The organism is Bacteroidia bacterium (genome assembly GCA_041391665.1).
In the GTDB taxonomy this organism is placed as follows: Bacteria; Bacteroidota; Bacteroidia; order J057; family J057; genus JAGQVA01.
This window is the reverse complement of the sequence record JAWKNO010000003.1, coordinates 85,180-105,766: the sequence shown is the minus strand read 5'-3', so window position 1 is coordinate 105,766 and position 20,587 is coordinate 85,180. Positions and strand designations below refer to the sequence as shown.

Genomic DNA, 20,587 nt, shown 5'->3' with positions numbered 1-20,587 from the left:
GATTGTTAGATTTTAAACGTACACAGATCGGCCTTCAGTCTAGCTGCTTCTATTTTGCCTCGATCATAATCCTCCCAAAACTCAATAGCAAGATATGAAAGACTATTTAACTGAAACAGTTTTCCTACATTGGGCAATTGTGGCAAATCTGGAACAGTAAATGTTTTGCTGCTAGTTGAACTTGGCTTTGGAGATTGATTTCCAACAAATTCATTCAATGAGGATTTCGTGTCTGTTTGTAGATATGGTTTAGATTTCTCATTTTCTTTTCGTTTCACGTCATCCTCAATTCGTTTGATTTCCTTTTCAATTTTTTCTATATCTAATTTTATTTTGTTAATAAAAAGTTGATTTTGAATTTCATTTAGATCAGATAGTTTAGATTCGGCTTCTTTTGCTTCTGTAGGATTATGTTTCTTGTTTTTATTCCCCGATTTTTGTTGCCACTCATTTCTCACCTTTCCAAGCAAATTTTCTTCTATGCTATGCTTTTCAAGAAAAGCCTTTAGTTGCACGCTGGCAGTTTTCTGCTTCTGATCGAGTTCTTCTATCTTTTCCGTTAGTATATTATTTCTTTCAAGTTCTTGTAGTTTCAAATTGCTAATTTCTTCATCTAATTTAGCTTTTCTGTCTTCCTGTTCTATTTCACCAATCTCGCTTTCAACTTTACTGTAAATTTTATCGAGATCATTAATATTTTCTTTTAATTCCCTATCGGTTATGTTGGCAAAGTCAACTTGACGCAATTCTTCTATATCAGCTTTCAACTTATTAAACATAGTTTTCTTTCCAAGAAAAAACCTTGATAATGTTCGCGAAATGGTTTTTTCCTTTTTCTCAGCCAATACAATTTTCTCCAAAATGGAATCAAGATGTTTTGTGATTCTTTCGGTTTCTTTTTTCCACTTCTCATATAAAGGACTTTTATTGCTTTTTTCAGGAAGATAAAAAGGAATATTAACCCAAGCGTACTCAACTTCACAAGCTGTTTCGTGATCAACTAGAGTTGGCGTATAATTCTCAAAGTCATTTTTGGATAATAATTCATGAAGAATGACATTTCCCAAATCAACCTTGAGCGTGGATGATATAAGAATAGGTGTTTGCTTTTCCTTTTTTAAGGGAACAATAAGTTTTTCAGATAATTTTCTTCGGGTTGTATTTTCAACAAAATCAAATAAAGTTGAATAGACAAAATCTTTATCGCCATATGTTTTCGTATCGTGAAAAACATCAATGGGTTTTGATGTAACAGAAGTGTGCTTACGATTCTCTATAATTTCTTTAGTTGCTGTTTCCCAAAAATGATAACAGAAATGACGAAATAATTCTGTTCCATCCTTTTCTTCTAATTCCTGAAACAATTGTTGGGGTGCCGTCAAAGCTTGCTCAGTAAATTCTCCGCTAAAAAACCAGCCCTTTGGGTTCTTTGAATTTGGGTTAGACAATATAAATGAACCGGTATTATTCAAGTCGTATCGAATAAGACAAACTTCATTAAGTAAATCCAATTCTTCTGTGTATTGATTTACAAGTATATAAATTTTCACTTCCCTACCCCTGGCTGTATCAAATATTTGCTTTATAATATGTTTGTCTGTTAATTTTTCTGATTGAATGCATACGATGCCTTCGTAAACAGATTCCAAAGCATTAAGTACGTTTTGTTTATAGTCTTGATCTACAGAATATGTCTTGTCCTCTTTGGATTGCCAAAAATTTTGTAACTGTTCATTGCTATAATCAACAACTTTTGATTTTGATATGGGTCGAATCTTATTTGCCATTTTTTACTTCATTTTCTATAAAGTTCAACAAATCTTTATCAAGCATTTCTTTACTTACTGGGGTGAATACAACGCTTTGTCGTATGGTTCCTTGCGTATTTTTATCAATGATGCTATCTGAAAAGGTGATGTAATCAATGGAATTACTGACATTCCAAATTTGAATTTCGTCATTACTGCCAAGCACAATATATCTATCGTGTGGTAATCGTGATTTGAAAATTGACTTGCAATCCCTCAATTTAATTTCAGGATAATTTTTCTGAATGAAATCGCTGCTGTTTTCCTTTGGTGATAAATCCGTTATGACTATTTTGGACTTACTTTCTACTGCTTTAAATAATGCTGAAACCGATTTTTGTTGACTTAGATTCACAACATAACGGTCATAGTAAACTGCGACAGAAATACCTTCTAAACTCTCAAAGCCTAATTTATTCACTATATCATTGAATGATACTTTCGTTTCCTTTATCAACTCAATAGGTTTTGCAGCAAGTTTTGCCTTTATATTTGGATTCAAATCTAATGGGGCGTTTAGATGCCAAAAAGCAACCGAATCCTTCTTAATTATATTGCTGAACGATTCGGGCTTGGGAATATCCAATGAGTTTGAATAGGACTTAAAAGCATCTTTATGATTGACTTCGATTAATGTGCTTTCAAAATCAGATGGACTCAGATAATCTTTTCGTAGGGATTTATTTACTAACCAATTTCTCCATTTTCTTGCATCGTCAAGATCGTAAGGCATCAAAGGGATTTTTTGAAATTGGACTTTGAAATCATTCCATTGAATTTGAATGTTGTCCTCAAAGGTTGTTTTGCTTTGTTCATCTATCTCATCAAAACGAATTTTAAGCCGCTCATTCTTTTTATCCCATTCCGATAATAACTCTTCAATAAGTATTTTTAGGTCTTCTTTGCAGGTAATGCTTATTGGTTTCAACTTGATTGCATTTGCTCCTTTTCCTAATTGTCCATCAAAAACATAATTCGATTTTTCAAGATTCTCCCAAGACCAACGAAGGGAAATATGGTCGGTGTCATTTCTGTTCTGTCCGAAATAATCCTTGATGGGCAGGAGTTTCAAATTTGAAAATGAATTGGTTTCAGAAGGCAGATAGAAATGACCATAATCATCAAAACGTAATTGCAGCTTTTGGTCTGAACCTTCTCTTTTTGGCTGAACTCTTTTGATGTAGAAAATCTTATTACCAAAGTATGAATCTCTATTTGTAAACCATATCTGATACTTGCCTTCCTCAATTGTAGGCAGCATTCCAGTTTCCTTTACCGAATGCCCTAATGCAGTGAGTTGATGCTTTTCATCAAATAATTTAATGTTCTTTAGATAGTCCTTTACTCTGTTTTCAATTAGGGGTTTATCAAATTGTTTCCCTTTCAGGTATTCCTGAATATCTTTTCGGTGTATTTCCTTCTCAAATCGGAGATACACTATAGCTGAACGTAATTCTATTTGCTTATCTAACGTAGCTTTCATTTTACTGCTTGTATATATGTTTCGCCAATTCTCTTAAGTCTTCTGATTTAGATCTTTTTAAGAAATATTCGTAATCCCCAATTATCACCAACTGAAATTTTGCTCTCGTGATGGCTACATTCAGGCGATTCGGATTATCCATAAATCCATCACGAGTTGTTTGAACCATTGAAACAAAAACTAAATCTGCTTCGTGTCCTTGAAACTTATCAACTGTGTGTAGCTTGATGTTGATTTTGTTCTTACTCTTACTAATATTGAAATTTGAAAAACTCTTTTCGTTTCCAGTAATCTGTTGCAATTTTTCCCTGATATGTGTCTCTTGCCCTCTGTAGAATGACAAACAAGCAACTGTCCATTCCTTGCCTTCAGGCTGTGGATTTTTTTCAGCATACTCTAAAAAGGATTTTAAATGTTGAATTAAAACTTCAACCTCTTTAAGATTATAGTTTTTATTGGTTTTACCCTGAACATCAATCCAAACACTTCTGGAGTCGTATTTTGAATAATTCCAGTCTCTTAATACCTTAATATGCTTTGGGTATTCTAAATCCAGCAGGGCATTTTCTGATTGATAAAAACGTTCTCTTGGAAATTTTGAAATTTCTGGGTGCATTCGATGTTGATATACTAGCGTAGTTTTTCTATTTTGTAAGTCTCCACTTTTAAAACCTTCCGACATTGTGCTTTCAATCTTCAATTTCCTTCCCGAAATGCCTTTTACCAACGATTCAAGAATAGAAGGGAAAGCCATTGACGCTATTTGATTGATTTGTGCCTCAACCCTTTCCTTGTCAATGGATTTCGGCATCAATTCTTCAATTACTTTCCCATAATTTCCTTTTATCCTGCTTTTTCGAACCATTCTCAACTGATGTTCTCTATCTACACGCCAGGCAACTTCCTCTGCCCAGTTTTTTTCGTAGAAATAACCGTTGAGTTGTTTAACAATCTCAATGCTTTCGGTTATTTCTCTTCCTTTTTCTTTGTATTGAAATTGATGCTGTTTCTGGTATGCATTATGAATAAATGCGTGGGCAGATTCTGACCATTTATTGCTTCTTAGTACTGCGTGGCTTTCGGGAAATGAATCCAATGATTTTTCCAATTGATTCTCTTCAACAATAATTAAATCAGCAGCACTTAATTCTAAAGTATTTAGCTCATTGGGTTTGCGAAATACAAGCTGAGAGGTTTTATAGTTTCCATTAGAAATAATGAAAATGGCTTTATTGTTGAAATCGGAAATTCGTCCTTTTTCTAATTCCTGAAGTATGAACTGAATTGTATTAGATGAAGCAGGTAAAACAAATTTATTATTCTTGCTATTAAGGCAATCTTTCAATTTATGAAGAAAAAAAACTGCTTGTTGTAATTCGTAAGGCAACGGTTTTCCTTCAATAGCTATTTGTTCTATGTTGCAGACAATTTCTTGCCTTTCTGTGAATGGTGAAAGTTGCATTACATCGCCAACTAACACCCATTTTTTTGCATACAAGGCTGGAACAAGAAATTCTTGAAATGTTGTTTTACTGCTTTCATCAATGATGAGGTAATCAAATTCAGGATTGATTGGTGTGTCTCGCCAATTTTTATTTCGTTCCTTAAATTTTGGATGTTGCAAAATACCTATGGTTGTTCCACACACAAGGTTTGATGCTTCTAAGAGTAGAGTTTCGTCAATACCATTATCCTCAATCAAATTATTGATTTGAAACTCTCTAATGTCTTCATTAATCCTTTTCTCATCACCTATACGAACCGGTAAAATATGAAACGTATCAAGCAAGGTTGTTCCATTACGATGTTCTTTCAATCGTTCTAAAACATTGTCAATAGCAACGTGTGTTGAGCCACATAGCAACACACGTTTCCCTTGTTTCGCCAATTGGCAAATCAATTCTAAAATAACAGTAGTTTTCCCAGAACCTGGAGGACCTTCTAAAATGGCAAAATCTGGTGTATTGGTCGCCTGGTTGATGAACTTTCGTTGTTCATTGCAACCGCTTCGGGTTTCATCGGTAATAACAAACCACTCATTAATTCTTTCCCTATCAGGTTCTTGCCATGTTGCTCTATCCCGATCTTCAAAGAGTTTAATGAGTTTAGATTGTTCGCCCACTGGCATTTGCAAAAGGGCAGATATTGATTCCTTTTGTTTACGTAAAGAATAGGAATTTACTCTAACTGTTAAAGTAGAGTTTTCAGGAGGGAAGCAAAACTCCCAAAAGAAACCACCTTTTTTAGATTCTGCTTTTCGTTTTAAAACGATTTTGTTTTCTGTTTCTATTCCTGCTGCAACTAGATAATCGTTTTTTTTATCATCAGTTATCGTAATATCGTCATCAAAGAAGTAGCGAAGAGGAGAAAACCCAGGAATGTCTTCGGCTCCATTTTCATCTAGCTCCAACAATTGAATCCAAAAAGCATCTTTACTGTTTTTTCTTGTACTTTCTATCGAAAACTTAATCTGATTTGAAATAACCCTTTTCCCATAATCATTGCTATCAGAAAGAGTAATGATTAATAACTCATTCCGAGTGGCTGATAGTTTATTGCCATTTTCAAAAAAGAGATTGTCAAAATCAATAAATGAACTCAATTTATTGTCTTGAATTCGAGTTGCCTTACTAACTATTTTTTCAGAGTAAACAATGTAACGGTGGGGCTCATCTCTAATTATTGTTCCGTCAGGTCTTTTGGAATGAATGATGGAGAAATTCAATGGCTTTTTGTTCCAGAACAACATTTCATCCGTTTCAGGAAGCACATCGAAAACAACTTCGATATCATTTATTGAAATTATTTTATGTGTATTAGCACTTCCCATTATCATATCACCTACCTGTGCTGTATCTATTGCACCGTCTTCAAATTTTGTGATGGTTTCTTTTGGCATTTCAAATAACCCTCCTATGATTCTTAATTCAGCAACATTATCGGTTTCTACTTTTCTCCAACTGGCTTTTATGTTTTCTTTCTTCTTTAAGGAGGTTATTGCATTTTCCAAATAGTCTTCAAAAGGTTCAAATGCTGCCTTTGCCGTTTTCTTAATGGCATAAGAAGCACGAAGATTTCCATCAAAATCTCTCTCTCTGTCTTTAGGTAAATTGAAATAATATGATAACATATACTAATTGATAAAAGGATTGCTATAAGATTCTTGTTTGAGTTTGGGTAATTCCTTGTCTTTCTCCGCATCCAATTTGTCAGGTTCTTCTACGGAAGCCGAAACAGCTCTGCTCTTTGCCCAAAGCCTCATTTTGTCAATGGTTTCGTGCATTGTTCTTGATAGAGGAAAAGTTTTTGCAATTGCAGCAGAAATATGCTCATCCGTAATTTCCTTTTCTTCATCATAGGCTTGAAACAACGCTTCTTTGATGACTTCTTCTAACTCTGCACCAGAAAAGCCTTTGCTCTCTTCAGCTAATTTTTTTGTATCAAAATTTTTTGGCTTACGGTTTTTCTTTTTCAAATGGATTTTAATAATTTCTTCTCGTTCTTTTTGAGAAGGTAAGTCCACAAAAAAAATTTCATCTACACGCCCTTTTCTGAGTAATTCAGGTGGAAGTTGTGAAATATCGTTGGCTGTTGCAACCACAAAAACCGGTTTAGACTTTTCTTGCATCCAAGTCAGAAATGTTCCCAAAACACGGGCTGTTGTTCCTCCATCTGAGCCACCAGAAGAAGAAATTCCTGACATACCTTTCTCAATCTCATCAATCCAAAGAATAGACGGGGCAATAGCTTCAGCTATGTTTAATGCTTCTCGAATGTTCTTTTCTGATTCGCCTACAATGCCACCAAAAATTTTTCCCATATCAAGTCGCAATAGTGGGAAGTGCCACTCATTCCCAATCGCCTTAGCGGTTAGGCTTTTTCCTGTGCCTGGAATACCTAATAAGAGAATCCCTCTAGGGTAGGTGAGTCCAAACTCTTTTGCTCCTTTGTCAAACCCTCTTCCTCTTTTAATCAACCATTCTTTTAAGTTGGTCAGACCACCTACATCCGTCATCGTTTCTTTAGGATGATAGTATTCAAGGTAGCCGCTTTTCTTAATTACATTTTCTTTTTCTCTTATCACCAAAGGAACTTCATTGCTTGATAAACTTTCATTTTCAATATATGCTAATGAAAATGCCTTTTCAGCTTCCATTATGGTCAAGCCCAGGGCAGCCTCAATCAAATCGGTGTCAGGTTCAGTCGAAGCTGAAATTTGATGTTCTTTGCAAACTTTGTTATAAATGGCTTTGATGTCATTAAAATCTGGATAAGGCAAGTCAATAATATGAACTTCTTTTTCCAATTCTCTTGGCAGTTGGTGAAATGGTTGTGATAAAACCAAAGTTTTGCTTTTGTCATTTCTCAAAGCAATGTTTCTCAACGTTTTTATGATTCTTGGTTTATCATCTGTCAGGTCAGGATGAAAATCTTCTAATAGAAGAATGATATTTTCCTTCTCATTAAAAAATTTTAGAGCCATATCAGGAGTTTGAACTTCCTCATCTTCATCTGTGAAACTGCGTTTTTTTATGTCCCATTTTTTTATCCCTTCAACTCGATTCCAGATATACAAGTTCTTTTCAGTTTCTTTAGATACACTCACTAACATTGCGTGTATCCTTAGAGATTCAAAGCTGATAATCTGAACGATTTTAGTATTGGCTTTTACGAGGTTTAAAAGGTCTTTTTCCATTCTGTTAAAAATTTAAGACTAAAATATTATTTAGGATGGCATACACCCCAACAACCCCAACGCCTCCTATCCCCCCATTCCCATTCCCAAACTCCAATATCCGCTTTCTCCCTTATGTTTGCAAAAAATTGTCAAGGGGAAAACCGGGCTGTAGGGTGGAAGACGGAAGACAATATAACGGATTCCAGATGGATCTGACAACCTGCTCAATAGCATGATTCACGCTGTACTATTTCATCAAATTCAAACTTTAGTATCTCCCACCACCTGTCATCGTACTCGAGCACGCCGATGCTCATGAGTATTCGTTCATTTCCTGCCAGGGATTCCGACCATTCGCCTATGTTTACTATGGGGTACTTTTTACGGAATTTCTGAAAATAGGTCAAATATTCTGTGTGCCCGTTTACGATTGCCCCATAAAGATAATATTCCATATTCTCAATAAATCCAAAACAGTCGGCTACAGATTTCCCATCATAAGTATAACATGCGCTGTCCGGAGATATCGCCAAAAGACTGTCCAGAACACTTAATTTGGGCGCTATTTCCGGTGTAAATGTCCGGTCCAAACCAAACTCATAATGGGTATCATGGATTTTTAGAATAAATTTCGCTACACGTAAGAAACTCTTTGTGTTACGGCCTTCCGCTTCAGGAAAATACGCAGATACCCAAAACACATATTCAGCCGAATCAATTTTTTCCACATCCAACTTTCCCGATAACAGACTCCAGTAAAACAGGGGCGTTCTGTTATACAAATCAACTAAAAAAACATCCCCAGGTAAATCCGGAACCAGGCCGGCAGCCAGAGAATCCAGGTCATAATTCAGACAAATTCCATTTGGGGACAAGGGATAATTGGAGATATCCACAGGAGGATAATTTTCCCAGTTATAATCAGGAATCCGGGAACACCCAGGCACGAGGCAAAGAAGAATCACGAAAATGCTATTCAATTTTTTGTATCCATGTAATATTGTCTCGATGGATCGTTTCATGCTCAATTATTCGGATCGCTTATTGCCAGCCAATATCGGTAAGGACTTTTTCATTTATTGCATACTCTATTGAAAATGACTTGCGAAAATATCTTGTCCAATCAACGGGGTAAACTCAGTATACAAAAGCTTTTCTTTTTAGAATCCTTTGAAACTTTGTCTGAATGAACCTGTTTTACTCAATGGGACATAGTCCAACAAATATCTTGTTATGAATTTGTTTTCATCGAAAACGAACTTTCCAAAATAATTATCTGCTGCTTGTCCGCCGTTTGTATAAAGATAAAATACTCCATTTTCTTTGTCGTACTTCAATAGTGGGTTTGGATTAAAATGTTTCCAATGGCCATTATCACACATTTGGAAATCAAAAACATCCCTGAGTTCTTCTTCCATTTCGATCGGATTTCCATTTACAAAAATCTCTAAATTTTCGATTTCTGTCTCAGGACAACCATAATATCCTCCCCAGGGTTCTTTTCCGTCAATTAATTCACAATCTTGATATTTACTCTCTTCGTGGATTCTGTACTTGATATTATGATTCTTCTTTTCAAATTTCTTGAGGGATAATTTAAGCTCAATTTCTTTTCCGTCAATTAAATCCTTGTAATGAATGCTCATCGAATCGCAGTTGATTAATTTTACTGATTTTAGCTTTTCGATATCCGAAATATATTTCTTCTCTTCAGGTTTTGTAATGATTTTATTATTTATCATTTCCATAAAAAGGCTATCAGCTTCTGCACCCCTGTTTCCCTTTATGTTTTGGGTTTCCTTACTGGCTTTTTCATCATTCTCATTGAGGTTTTTGCACCCGATGGTTAAAATCAGAATTATCAGATATTTGGTGATTTTCATTTTTTCTAGTTGTAGTTAATATCCAAATATATCTCCAATCGCACATACCCTCTGCAAATCTTATAGATCTATTTCCTCCACCGGTTTCAGCGCACCAAACTCCCCTTTCGCCCAAAACCGATGTGTTTAAATCTACCAAATTTTCATTCAAAGTAGAAAATGTTTTTTAGGCAAGTACCATATTTCTGCCCGGTTTGCAGGCGAGTGTTCCCGATTCTGAAGCTGGACAGCTCTATGGGTTTTTGTGTAAAAATCGTATCATTTGTATTTTATATCATCTCCTAAGAACATATCCGCAATATTTTTAAGGAAGGCGAATTGGATGAAGAAGTGGTAAGTCGGAATTTCCGACATACCACACAGCATGGGGCAATTAAAGGAAAAACCCAAACCCAATCCACTCAACACTACAACCTCGACGTCATCTTCTCCGCAATGAGTTTTTCCTGAGTATTGTGGGGGATTCCCATGCGTCTAGGGCAAACCGCCCGCAAGTGCTAATTTTACCTATCTTTGCCATTATCAAAAACTGACGACTACATGAAACCCAAAGCCCTCTTACTTCTCGCGTTCGTATGTCTGGCTACTTTCTCTTCTCCGGCCAAAGTTGTCCTCCCCGCCATCTTCGGCGATCACATGGTGATGCAACAACAAACCTCCGCCCCGCTTTGGGGGAGGGCAGATGCCGGCGAAAAAGTTACCATCTCCGCTTCCTGGGACGAAATGGCGCTCTCTACCTACGCTGACTCCAAAGGCAAATGGCGCATAGACCTCGCTACACCCGCCGCCGGCGGGCCGTATTCGATTCGCATCGAAGCCTCCAATCTGATTGTCATCGACGATATCCTCATCGGTGAGGTGTGGCTCGCTTCCGGCCAGTCCAATATGGAATGGACCCTCGCCAAAGCTGATTTGGGCGCTAAGGAAATTGCCGCTGCCAATTTTCCCGAAATTCGCCTCTTTAAGGTCGAACGCGATGTCTCCTCCACCCCTCGCTTTGACTGCAAAGGGGAATGGATGGTCTGCTCCCCCGAAAGTGTAAAGGATTTCAGCGCTGTGGGCTTTTTCTTTGCCAAACAGCTGCAAAAGGAACTCAATGTCCCTGTGGCAGTGATTCAGTCCACCTGGGGTGGCACGCCCTCCGAAGCCTGGACCAGCCGCCCCGCCCTCGAAGCGCATCGCTCCTTTCAGGATATGCTCAAAAAATACGACGACGAAGCCCGTCAATACCGCAACAATCCCCGCCTCCCTGATCCCGTCCACGCCAAAAACCCTACGACGCTCTACAATGCCATGATCGCGCCGCTGATTCCTTTTGGTATCAAAGGTTTTCTCTGGTATCAGGGGGAAAGCAATCGATACGATCCTTATCTGTATGGCAACCTGTTCCCGGCCCTGATCTACAACTGGCGGCACGACTGGGCCAGTTTTCTGCCTTTTTATTTTGTGCAGATCGCTCCCTATAAATATGAATTTCCGCTTCAGGGTGCCGGTGTGCGCGAAGCGCAGATGTTTGCCCTCCAACTCCCTGAGACAGGGATGGCGGTGACAATGGACATCGGCAACCCGGATGATATTCACCCGACCAACAAACACGACGTGGCTGACCGGCTTGTCAGATGGGCTTTGGCGAAAAGCTACGGCCGCAAAGATGTGGTTTATTCGGGTCCGCTGTACGAACAGATGTCAGTTGAAAATGGGGCAATCCGGCTTTCTTTTCTATTTGCAGAAGGGGGACTTGTGGCAAAAGGCGGACCGCTGACTTTTTTCCAGATTGCGGGTAAAGACCGGGTGTTTTATCCGGCGAAGGCAGTGATTGACGGGGAAACGATTCTGGTATCTTCTGAGAAGGTTCCTGAGCCCGTCGCAGTTCGGTTTGCTTTTGGTAATGCTGATATGCCCAATCTCTACAATCAGGCGGGGCTGCCCGCATCGTCATTTCGCACCGATGCCTGGCCGCTGTTTTTTACCTGTCCCGCAGTTCAGGGCGTGTATGACCGTACCAAAGATCAGTTTCAGGTCGACGTGTCTTATGCCAATTCACAAAACTATCAACTGTTTTATACCCTCGACGGTACCGTTCCTACCAGCCAGTCGAATTTATGGAATGACCCGATTTTGGTCCCGGATGGAACAACCGTCAAAGTCAGGGCTTTTGCCGGTGAATGGGGATCTGATCTTGTCGGCGAAAATACTTTCCACAAACATCTGGGTATGACGGGAACGGTAACCTACGAACAGCCATTCAGTACCCAGTATGCTGCGGGAGGAGCGTTTGCGCTGATTGACGGAATGTACGGTTCGGCGAACTTCAACGATGGCCTTTGGCAGGGATGGGAAGGCGATGATCTGTCAGTAGTCATCGATCTGGGTGAAAAAAAGGATATAACCTCGATTACCACGCGCTTTCTCCAAAACCAAAATCAGGGGATATTTCTCCCCTCTTCCGTGGTGTATTCTTTGTCCGGCAACGGGAAAAAGTTTGACCAGGTGGCGACGTTTAATTTTCCGGTTCCGAAGCATGCAGAAAAAAACGAAATCAAACCCTGCGTAAAAACCTTTGCCAATGCCACAGCCCGATACATAAAGATTGACGCAAAAAACGCAGGCCAATTACCAGCCTGGCATTCACGCAGCGGAGAAAAAGCCTGGATTCTGGCAGATGAAATGGTGGTGGAATAATTTCCTGTCTTCCAATTTCCCTTCCGCTCACGGGAAGTTTCTACGCCGCCTTGTTCATCGTTGATGCAGCGTGTTTCAGTACCGTAGCTCCATGTTTGGCACTCAGCAAGCTTTTGCACTTATCGGGCAGATGAGAATTTTCATATCCCTCCAATATAAATATATTTGTCAGGGTATTTTCTGTATCTGGTCCAAAAATAAACACTATGACCTTTCTTGAGATAATGGTACAACAACTTAAAGACGAATATGGCGACGCCATTTCGGATATCTGCATCGTTGTACCGACACGGAGGGCCGTAGTTTTTTTGCGTGAGACGCTGGCCAAAACCTATCAAAAAACGCTCTGGGCGCCTCGTATGGTTTCCATTCAGGATATCATCCGCGAATTGTCAGGCTGGCAGTTTCCCGATATTCTTCCGCTTGTATATGAACTCTATCAGGTTTACTCGCAAGTGATGAAAAAACATCATCCTGCCTGGAGTGAACCGTTTGAGGTTTTTTATTCGTGGGGGGAAATGCTCGTAAAGGACTTCGATGAACTGGATAAATACGAAGTGGACGCTGAAAAGCTGTTTACCAATATCCGGGACCTTAAAGAAATCGACGCATTTTTTCACCTGCCGGAAGAAAATATGGCTTCTATCCGCCAGTTTTGGTTTACGGTTCGGGGGCAGGAAGGAGGGGTAACGGAGATTCAGGAAAAATTTCTCATGATCTGGCAGGTACTGTATGAGGTGTATTCCCGCTATCGCCAGACGTTGTTTGCCAAAGGCCTGGCCTATGATGGCATGGCTTACCGCGAGATTTCATCCCGCCTCGCCAAAGGCGAACTTTCGTTTCCCTGGTCCAAAATAGTTTTTGTGGGTTTTAACGCATTGTCCACCGCTGAGGAAAAAATCTTTAAAGGTTTACTCGATGCAGAAAAGGCCATCGTGTACTGGGATGTCGATCTGGCTTATTTTCCCAAAGAAGAGACACTGACAAAAACAAAATATCATAAATTTCTGGCGGGAGATGCGCCGGGCAAGTTTATCAGAGATTATCACGGCAAATGGCTGGACAAGGAAAGCCGCATTATCGTCAGTGATATGCAAAGCACGCCCAAAGATATTTTTGTCTCAGGTGTGCCGCTTCAGGTCGGGCAGGCCCGTTATCTCGGTAATTTGCTGAATGAGGCAAATATTCCGAAGGAAAAAATGAGTCGCAATGCCATCGTACTTGCTGATGAGAATCTTCTTTTTCCTGTACTTTATTCTATTCCTGCCCATATCTCCCCGCTCAATATCACCATGGGGTTTCCACTGAAGCAAACCAATATTTTTCACCTGTTGATGATGGTGGGGCGGATGCTGAGAAATATGCGTGAAACGCCCGAAGGGTATCAGTTTGCTTATCAGGAAGTGCTGGATATCCTCAACAACCCGTTTATCAAAGCAAAAGAACCCCACCTCAGCAATCATATTCGCGACGAAATCAGTAAAAAAAATCTGGTATATGTCCCACTCCATATTTTGTCATCATTTGACCTTCCGGCTCTTTTAAAACATATTTTTTCGCCTCCCAAAGATGCTTCCGGACAAATTGCGTTTTACGAAACGATCTTTGGTCTGCTGCTGGAAGATACCCAGGCAAATAAGGATGCCCTGGATACAGAATATGTATTTCACCTGTACACGCAGTTTAACCTGCTTAAGGAGGTCATGCTGGCTTATGGGGCGTCTTATACATTTGCAGGTTTTTCAGGACTGTTTCGCGAGGTATTACAAAAAGCCAAAATACCTTTTGAAGGTGAACCCCTTGTCGGGGTGCAATTGATGGGTTTTCTTGAAACCCGGGTGCTTGATTTCGAAAATATCTATATTCTGGCTGCCAATGAAGGAAATCTGCCTGATACAACCACGGGTAATAGCTTTATTCCTTTCAGCCTGCGTAAGGGATTTGGTTTACCCACATTCGAAGAAAAAGACACCATCTATGCCTATCACTTTTACCGCCTGATTCAACGGGCAAAAACGGTTCATCTGATCTACAATTCTGTGGTAAATGAATCAGGTGGTGCAAAAGAGTTGAGTCGCTATATCCGGCAGATACGCCATTTCTTCCGAAACAACGAAAACCTTCGCATTCAGGAACAAGTGATCTCTACCCCGGTGCCTTACTACGAAACGCCACCGATATCTATTTCTGCCGGAGCCGATACTTCCGGGCGGTTGAAAGAACGTTTCCGGTTTGATAAAAACAAACCTACAGCCAGGCCCTATTTTTCTGCCACAGGTCTTACTTCTTATCTGGGCTGTTCGCTTCGGTTTTATTTCCGCTATGTGGCGGAGATCAGAGAGCCGGAGGAAATCGAACAGACGATGGAGGCAAATACCCTGGGAAAGGTTGTCCATACCACCATGGAGCTTTTGTATGGATCGTATAAAAATCAGGTGATCACGCCGGAGACCATCAAAATTCTGGAAGACAGGCTGGAAGAATGTATGGAAGAAGCTTTTGTGATGCAGGGGTTGGGGTCTGGAAAAAAACTTCAGGGGAAAAACTACCTGTTGAGAAATGTAATCAGGAAAATTTGTGAAAGGGTACTGGCTCAGGACAGGATCAGTGAGCCATTTGAAGTCATCAGCCTGGAAGAAGACAAGGCATTTTTTCAAACACTTGAGGTAGATGGCGAGGAATACAAGTTTAACGGAATGTTTGACCGGGTTGACTATTTGCCCGAAAAAAATATCGTCCGGATTGTCGATTATAAAACCGGGAAAGTAGAAATGAAGGCTGTGACAGATCTTGACGAGACCTTCGACAGTGATAAATACAAGGAAATATTTCAAGGTTATCTCTACGCCTGGATGTATAATCGTATTTATCCGGAAGCACAGGTTCAGGTGGGCTATTATACCGCCAAACATATGAGCGATGGCATACAGATGCTCAACGGCGGAAAGGTCGTCTCAGAGCCGGAGCGGATAGCTTTTGAGCAAAAGCTAAAATCTCTGGTCAAAGATATTCTGACCAGAGATTTTATACAAACTGAAGATGTTCAGAAATGCAGCTATTGCCCCTACAAAGGAATTTGTAACCGGGGAATATAGCCAGGGATATTAAGCCTCTTCTTCCAGAACAACGATTTTCGTGATTTTATCACCCTGGCGGATTGCATCAATCACATCCACGCCTTCTACTACTTTACCAAAAGCGGTATGATTGCGGTCGAGGTGTGCCGTATTCTGGCGGCTATGACAGATAAAAAACTGAGAGCCACCTGTATTTCTTCCGGCGTGAGCCATGGAGAGTACACCGCGGTCGTGATATTGGTTCCCGCCGTCGAGTTCGCAAGGGATTTTGTAACCTGGTCCGCCTCTGCCTGTACCTTCAGGACAACCGCCCTGAATGACGAAATTGGGTATTACCCGGTGGAAGGTGAGGCCATCATAAAACCCCTTTTTGGAGAGGGTAATGAAGTTGGCGACGGTGTTGGGGGCATCTTTATCGTAAAATTCTACGAGCATCATGCCTTTTTCGGTATGGATTTCTGCTTTTTTCATGCTCATTATTCTAATTGCCGACAAAGGTAGTTAAATTTACCGTTATCCTCTAAGCTGGTTCTCATATAAACCTTTAGCTCGTATGTCTGAATTTGAATATATCTTTTCTTCACCGGTAGCTGCAACGATTTTGACTATTACCCTGATCACCAGCTTTCGGGCGTTTAATGATCCGGTGCTAAAAGCGAAGTTTATTTTCAACCCTGTCAGAATTCTTCAGAATAAGGAGTATCAGAGACTATTTACCAGTGGGTTGATTCATGCAAATGGTATGCACCTGGCCTTCAATATGATGGCGTTTTACTTTTTTGCATTTATGTTGGAAAAAATGCTGGGGCATTGGCAGTTTGCTTTATTTTATGTGATCAGTCTGGCCGTCAGTGATATCCCTTCTCTGATTCGGTACAAAGATTCTGCAGGATACAACAGCCTGGGAGCTTCTGGCGCAGTGAGCGCAATTGTCTTCAGCGCCATTCTGTTCCAACCGGATATGGGGATTGGGTTGCTGTTTATACCGGGGCATATACCAGGATGGTTATTTGCGATTTTGTATATCATAATCAGCTTCATCGCATCTTTCAGAGGTGGCGGTAATATCAACCACGATGCGCATATATGGGGAGCACTTTCAGGAATTGTTTTGACGGTACTCTTTCAACCCGGAGTGGTGCGCACTTTCAACGAATGGATGAGCACGGTATTCTGAGCACGTAAGAATGTGCAGATTCTGTCCAATAGTAACCTGTAGTTTAAAAATAATTAACATAGGGTTAACAGAGTAATAATCATTTCCCAATACCGGGTAGGTAATTTTGAGCCGGTTTTATTGCAGGAACATTATACATGAATGGGAAAGATCAACGTAAGGGGAAATACTAAATACGAAAAACCATCCTTCACAACAGGAAGCGTACCTGAGTTCTCTAAAGAAATCAACAAAGCTTACGACGCTTCGGGTATTGCATTTGAAGCAGGGAAACTATTACTGATACTTTTTTTCTTCCTTGTCGCGCTGAATCTGATGAGCGGGAGTTTTCAGTTATTTGGGGCAGGATTTGCAAAAGAACTGGTTACTATTTCCGCAAACCCTTTTATTTCTCTTTTTGTAGGCCTTCTCGCTACAGCTTTAATCCAAAGTTCCTCAACTACCACCACCCTGATCGTCTCATTGGTAGCCGCAGGCAAGCTCTCGTTGCTGGGGGCAGTGCCAATGATTATGGGCGCCAATATTGGTACTTCTGTGACCAGCACCATCGTATCATTGGGACATATCGGAAACAGGGCTGAGTTTGAAAAAGCAGTCGCCGGGGCAAGTGTTCACGACTTCTTTAATATTTTTACGGTGTTTATTCTTTTTCCTTTGGAAATGACCACGCACGCGCTTTCCAATTTGTCTGGTTCGCTGGCCAGTCTGGTGGAGCCACAGCAGGGCGAAGGGGTTGGTACTACGCTGTTTTTTGTCCGGGATACTGCCCGCTGGATTATTCATATGACAGGAGAAAATCCCTATATCAGTCTGATCATAGGTCTGGCCGCATTGTTTTTTTCTCTTCAGTTTCTGACCAAAATTTTAAGAAACCTTGTGATCGGAAAAATCGAACAGAATATGAATAAATATTTGTTCAAAAAGCCACTGGTTTCATTGTTTACTGGTTTTATCACCACTACGGCGGTCCAGTCGAGTTCGGTCACTACTTCCCTCATGGTCCCATTGATTGCAACTGAAAAATTAACCCTTGAACGGGCATTTCCTTTTATTATGGGGGCCAATATAGGTACGACTACGACGGCTTTAATTGCAGCCGTTTTTCTGGAAGCCCCCGCGGCAACAGCTGCTTTAGGGATTGCATTTACCCACCTGCTTTTTAATTTGTTTGGGGTATGTATTTTGTTTCCGATTCCTATAATCCGGAAAATTCCGATCTATCTGGCGGAAGCGCTGGGACGGCTTACGCTTCGCAATCGTATTTTTGGCGTCGTGTATATTGTGATTGTGTTTTTTGTGATTCCTATCTGCCTCATTTTTCTCAACCAGAATTATTTTTGATTGCCAGTAAGTTTGCAGAATAAAGCGCAACGGGTTTCCCTGCTATTGGATTTCCCTTTTTCCAGTTAACTTGCAGCCAGGAAACTAACTACCCCTTTATATGCAAATGCGCCATCTGAACCTCCTGCTGATCCTGGCTTTCGCCTTTACCATTTTCGCCTGTAACCCTTCCGGAAATGAACAATCTGCTCCGGCTACCTTTAGCCTTATTCCCCGTCCTGCGAGTTTTACCCCCGGCAATGGCTATTTTACCATAGCGAAAAACACCCGCATCGTATTGCCCGCCAATGCTCCCGAAATCAATGCTATGGGAGACTTGCTCGCCAATCAGATTAACCAGGCAACAGGCTTTGCCCCTGAAGTGGAAATGACCGATTCCCCTTCTCCCACCAAAAATGCAATTGTAATCAGTCTTGACCCTGCAATCAACCATGCAGAAGGGTATACGCTGAAAGCCACCAAAGAAAATATCGCAATACAAGCACAAACCCCTCAGGGGGTGTTTTATGCATTGGAAACACTTCGGCAGCTGTTTCCTCCGGAATTTGAAAAGCCTTCAGGCGCACTGACCCTTGCTGTACCCGTAGTGGACATTGTGGATGAACCGCGATATCCTTACCGGGGCATGAACCTCGATGTGAGCCGCCACATGTTTTCCGTTGAGGCGATCAAAAAATATATCGATCTCATGGCCAGGCATAAGTTTAACACGTTTCACTGGCACCTGACCGATGATCAGGGCTGGAGAATTGAAATAAAAAAATACCCCAAACTAACCGAAGTAGGTGCCTGGAGGAAAGAAACCCTTATCGGGCATGGTGCAAGACCGCCGTTTGAGTATGACGGAAAAAGATATGGAGGTTTTTATACACAGGAAGAAGTCAAAGAAGTGATCGCTTATGCCCAGGAACGATATGTGACCATTATCCCCGAAATAGAACTTCCCGGTCACGCACAGGCTGCATTGGCTGCTTATCCCGAACTCGGGTGCACAACCGGGCCTTTTGAGGTTGCAACCCGCTGGGGTGTGATGGAAGATGTATTTTGTCCGACGGAGGCAACCTTCACTTTCCTCGAAGATGTTTTGACCGAAGTCGCCGAACTGTTTCCCTCTCAATACATCCATATCGGTGGAGATGAATGCCCGAAAACCCGGTGGGAAAACAGTGCTTTCTGCCAGAATCTGATGCGCAGCGAAGGCCTGAAAGACGAACACGAACTTCAAAGCTATTTTATCCAGCGGATAGAAAAATTTCTGCTCACCAAAAACCGCCGTATTATCGGCTGGGACGAAATCCTTGAAGGCGGCCTTGCGCCTGAAGCTACCGTCATGTCCTGGCGGGGAATGGAAGGCGGGATTGAAGCTGCCCGGCAAAAACATGATGTCATCATGACGCCCACCAATTTTTGCTATTTTGACTACTATCAGGGCGATCCGGCAATAGACCCACCGGCAATTGGCGGGAATCTTACTTTGGAAAAAGTCTATTCATTTGAGCCCACACCCACCGAACTCAACGAAGAGGAAGCCAATTATATCCTTGGTTCTCAGGCAAATGTATGGACTGAATATATAAAAACACCGGAACACCTGGAGTTTATGGTTTATCCACGCGCTTGTGCGATGGCGGAGGTCGTCTGGTCTCCAAAAGAAACCCGCAGCTGGAATGATTTTTCCTCACGACTTGCCGGACACTTAAAAAGACTGGGCCTTATGGGTGTAAACTATGCGCCCCACTTTTTTGATGTGACCGCAAAACCTGTGGTCGATATGCAAAACCATACCCTTTCCGTGGAGCTTTCCGCAGGGGATCCTGACTATGAAATTCGCTATTCGCTTGAAGGGAAAACGCCAACTGAAGCTTCCCCCCTTTATGAATCCCCGATTCTCATTGAGAAAACCACCAAATTTGCTGCGGCAACCTTTCTCGATGGGAAGTTGGTGGGAAGGCCTTTAAATAAAGCGTATTTTATCCACCTGGCGACGGCCAGAAATATTACCCTCGCCAATCCTTACAGCGATAAATATACGGCTGGCGGAGATGCCGGACTGGTAAATGGAATCATAGGCAGCGACCAGTTTAGCGATGGCAACTGGCAGGGGTTTGAAGGAAAAGATCTGGATGCGACCATTGATTTAGGAGAATCAAAATCTGTGAGTCAGGTAATTGTCAATTTTTACAACGCCTCCGGCAGCTGGATTTTTGAGCCCACGGTATTGACTGTGTCAGTCTCAGAAAATGGGGCAGATTTTCAACCATTCGGAGAATTTTCCTTTCCAAATGCCGCCAGACAGGATGAGCCTTCCGGTAAAAAAACAGCCCGGGTTACAGGAGAATCTGCAAATGCCCGTTATCTGAAAGTAACAGCCAGATCACTGGGCGTCTGCCCAAAGTGGCACGCCGGAGCTGGCAAAAGCTGTTGGCTGTTTGCAGATGAAATTGTCGTCGAATAAATG

12 protein-coding genes and 1 pseudogene are annotated in these 20,587 nt (G+C 41.1%); 6 read left to right on the top strand and 7 right to left on the bottom strand.

From position 1 onward, the window contains the following. Window positions 1–5: 5 nt before the first annotated feature. The 6 genes from R3D00_23225 to R3D00_23200 all read right to left on the bottom strand — a co-directional run bounded on the left by R3D00_23225 (window position 6) and on the right by R3D00_23200 (window position 9,852). Entirely contained in the window at window positions 6–1,787 is a 1,782-nt protein-coding gene (locus tag R3D00_23225; protein MEZ4776104.1) for a hypothetical protein, read from the bottom strand. Beyond that, window positions 1,777–3,291 carry a hypothetical protein gene (locus tag R3D00_23220; GenBank protein ID MEZ4776103.1) on the bottom strand — a complete coding sequence of 505 codons (1,515 nt, stop codon included), beginning with the start codon at window positions 3,289–3,291 and terminating at the stop codon, window positions 1,777–1,779. Before R3D00_23220 ends, R3D00_23225 begins: the two co-directional genes overlap by 11 nt. Window position 3,292: 1 nt before the next feature. Next, window positions 3,293–6,421, bottom strand: coding sequence for an AAA domain-containing protein (locus tag R3D00_23215; GenBank protein ID MEZ4776102.1), 3,129 nt, complete (start codon window positions 6,419–6,421; stop codon window positions 3,293–3,295). A 3-nt stretch (window positions 6,422–6,424) separates the two neighbouring features. Beyond that, window positions 6,425–7,987 carry an AAA family ATPase gene (locus R3D00_23210; GenBank protein ID MEZ4776101.1) on the bottom strand — a complete coding sequence of 521 codons (1,563 nt, stop codon included), beginning with the start codon at window positions 7,985–7,987 and terminating at the stop codon, window positions 6,425–6,427. A 206-nt stretch (window positions 7,988–8,193) separates the two neighbouring features. Then, window positions 8,194–8,865 (bottom strand): hypothetical protein, encoded by a 672-nt coding sequence (locus R3D00_23205; GenBank protein MEZ4776100.1) that lies wholly within the window; start codon window positions 8,863–8,865, stop codon window positions 8,194–8,196. Between the two features lie 264 nt (window positions 8,866–9,129). Next, window positions 9,130–9,852, bottom strand: coding sequence for a hypothetical protein (locus tag R3D00_23200; protein ID MEZ4776099.1), 723 nt, complete (start codon window positions 9,850–9,852; stop codon window positions 9,130–9,132). A gap of 285 nt (window positions 9,853–10,137) precedes the next feature. On the opposite strand from R3D00_23200, the pseudogene R3D00_23195 reads away from it, so the two are divergent. The 3 genes and pseudogenes from R3D00_23195 to R3D00_23185 all read left to right on the top strand — a co-directional run bounded on the left by R3D00_23195 (window position 10,138) and on the right by R3D00_23185 (window position 15,629). After that, window positions 10,138–10,284 (top strand): annotated as a pseudogene (locus R3D00_23195) (cell filamentation protein Fic). 108 nt (window positions 10,285–10,392) lie between these two features. Continuing rightward, a complete protein-coding gene (locus tag R3D00_23190; protein ID MEZ4776098.1) occupies window positions 10,393–12,534 on the top strand; it encodes a sialate O-acetylesterase in 2,142 nt (713 codons plus the stop codon). A 206-nt stretch (window positions 12,535–12,740) separates the two neighbouring features. After that, window positions 12,741–15,629: a PD-(D/E)XK nuclease family protein gene (locus R3D00_23185; GenBank protein ID MEZ4776097.1), complete on the top strand. Its 2,889-nt coding sequence runs from the start codon at window positions 12,741–12,743 to the stop codon at window positions 15,627–15,629. A 9-nt stretch (window positions 15,630–15,638) separates the two neighbouring features. Here the strand turns inward: R3D00_23185 and R3D00_23180 are convergent, their stop codons facing one another. Continuing rightward, entirely contained in the window at window positions 15,639–16,082 is a 444-nt protein-coding gene (locus R3D00_23180; GenBank protein ID MEZ4776096.1) for a peptidylprolyl isomerase, read from the bottom strand. Window positions 16,083–16,164: 82 nt separating this feature from the next. Here R3D00_23180 and R3D00_23175 point away from each other — a divergent pair, with 82 nt between their 5' ends. From R3D00_23175 to R3D00_23165, 3 genes are all read left to right on the top strand, one after another. Then, the gene (locus R3D00_23175) at window positions 16,165–16,788 is read left to right on the top strand and encodes a rhomboid family intramembrane serine protease (protein ID MEZ4776095.1); all 624 of its coding nucleotides are present in this window, start codon (window positions 16,165–16,167) and stop codon (window positions 16,786–16,788) included. Between the two features lie 141 nt (window positions 16,789–16,929). Further along, the gene (locus R3D00_23170; protein ID MEZ4776094.1) at window positions 16,930–18,129 is read left to right on the top strand and encodes a Na/Pi symporter; all 1,200 of its coding nucleotides are present in this window, start codon (window positions 16,930–16,932) and stop codon (window positions 18,127–18,129) included. Between the two features lie 100 nt (window positions 18,130–18,229). Further along, entirely contained in the window at window positions 18,230–20,584 is a 2,355-nt protein-coding gene (locus R3D00_23165; protein ID MEZ4776093.1) for a family 20 glycosylhydrolase, read from the top strand. Window positions 20,585–20,587: the final 3 nt, after the last annotated feature.

Excerpts from the sequence above, each read along its gene's own strand:
- R3D00_23225 (MEZ4776104.1), bottom strand. The coding sequence starts at position 1,787 with ATGGCAAATAAGATTCGACCCATATCAAAATCAAAAGTTGTTGATTAT.
- R3D00_23220 (MEZ4776103.1), bottom strand. The coding sequence starts at position 3,291 with ATGAAAGCTACGTTAGATAAGCAAATAGAATTACGTTCAGCTATAGTG.
- R3D00_23215 (MEZ4776102.1), bottom strand. The coding sequence starts at position 6,421 with ATGTTATCATATTATTTCAATTTACCTAAAGACAGAGAGAGAGATTTT.
- R3D00_23210 (MEZ4776101.1), bottom strand. The coding sequence starts at position 7,987 with ATGGAAAAAGACCTTTTAAACCTCGTAAAAGCCAATACTAAAATCGTT.
- R3D00_23200 (MEZ4776099.1), bottom strand. The coding sequence starts at position 9,852 with ATGAAAATCACCAAATATCTGATAATTCTGATTTTAACCATCGGGTGC.
- R3D00_23190 (MEZ4776098.1), top strand. The coding sequence starts at position 10,393 with ATGAAACCCAAAGCCCTCTTACTTCTCGCGTTCGTATGTCTGGCTACT.
- R3D00_23185 (MEZ4776097.1), top strand. The coding sequence starts at position 12,741 with ATGACCTTTCTTGAGATAATGGTACAACAACTTAAAGACGAATATGGC.
- R3D00_23180 (MEZ4776096.1), bottom strand. The coding sequence starts at position 16,082 with ATGAAAAAAGCAGAAATCCATACCGAAAAAGGCATGATGCTCGTAGAA.
- R3D00_23175 (MEZ4776095.1), top strand. The coding sequence starts at position 16,165 with ATGTCTGAATTTGAATATATCTTTTCTTCACCGGTAGCTGCAACGATT.
- R3D00_23170 (MEZ4776094.1), top strand. The coding sequence starts at position 16,930 with ATGGGAAAGATCAACGTAAGGGGAAATACTAAATACGAAAAACCATCC.
- R3D00_23165 (MEZ4776093.1), top strand. The coding sequence starts at position 18,230 with ATGCAAATGCGCCATCTGAACCTCCTGCTGATCCTGGCTTTCGCCTTT.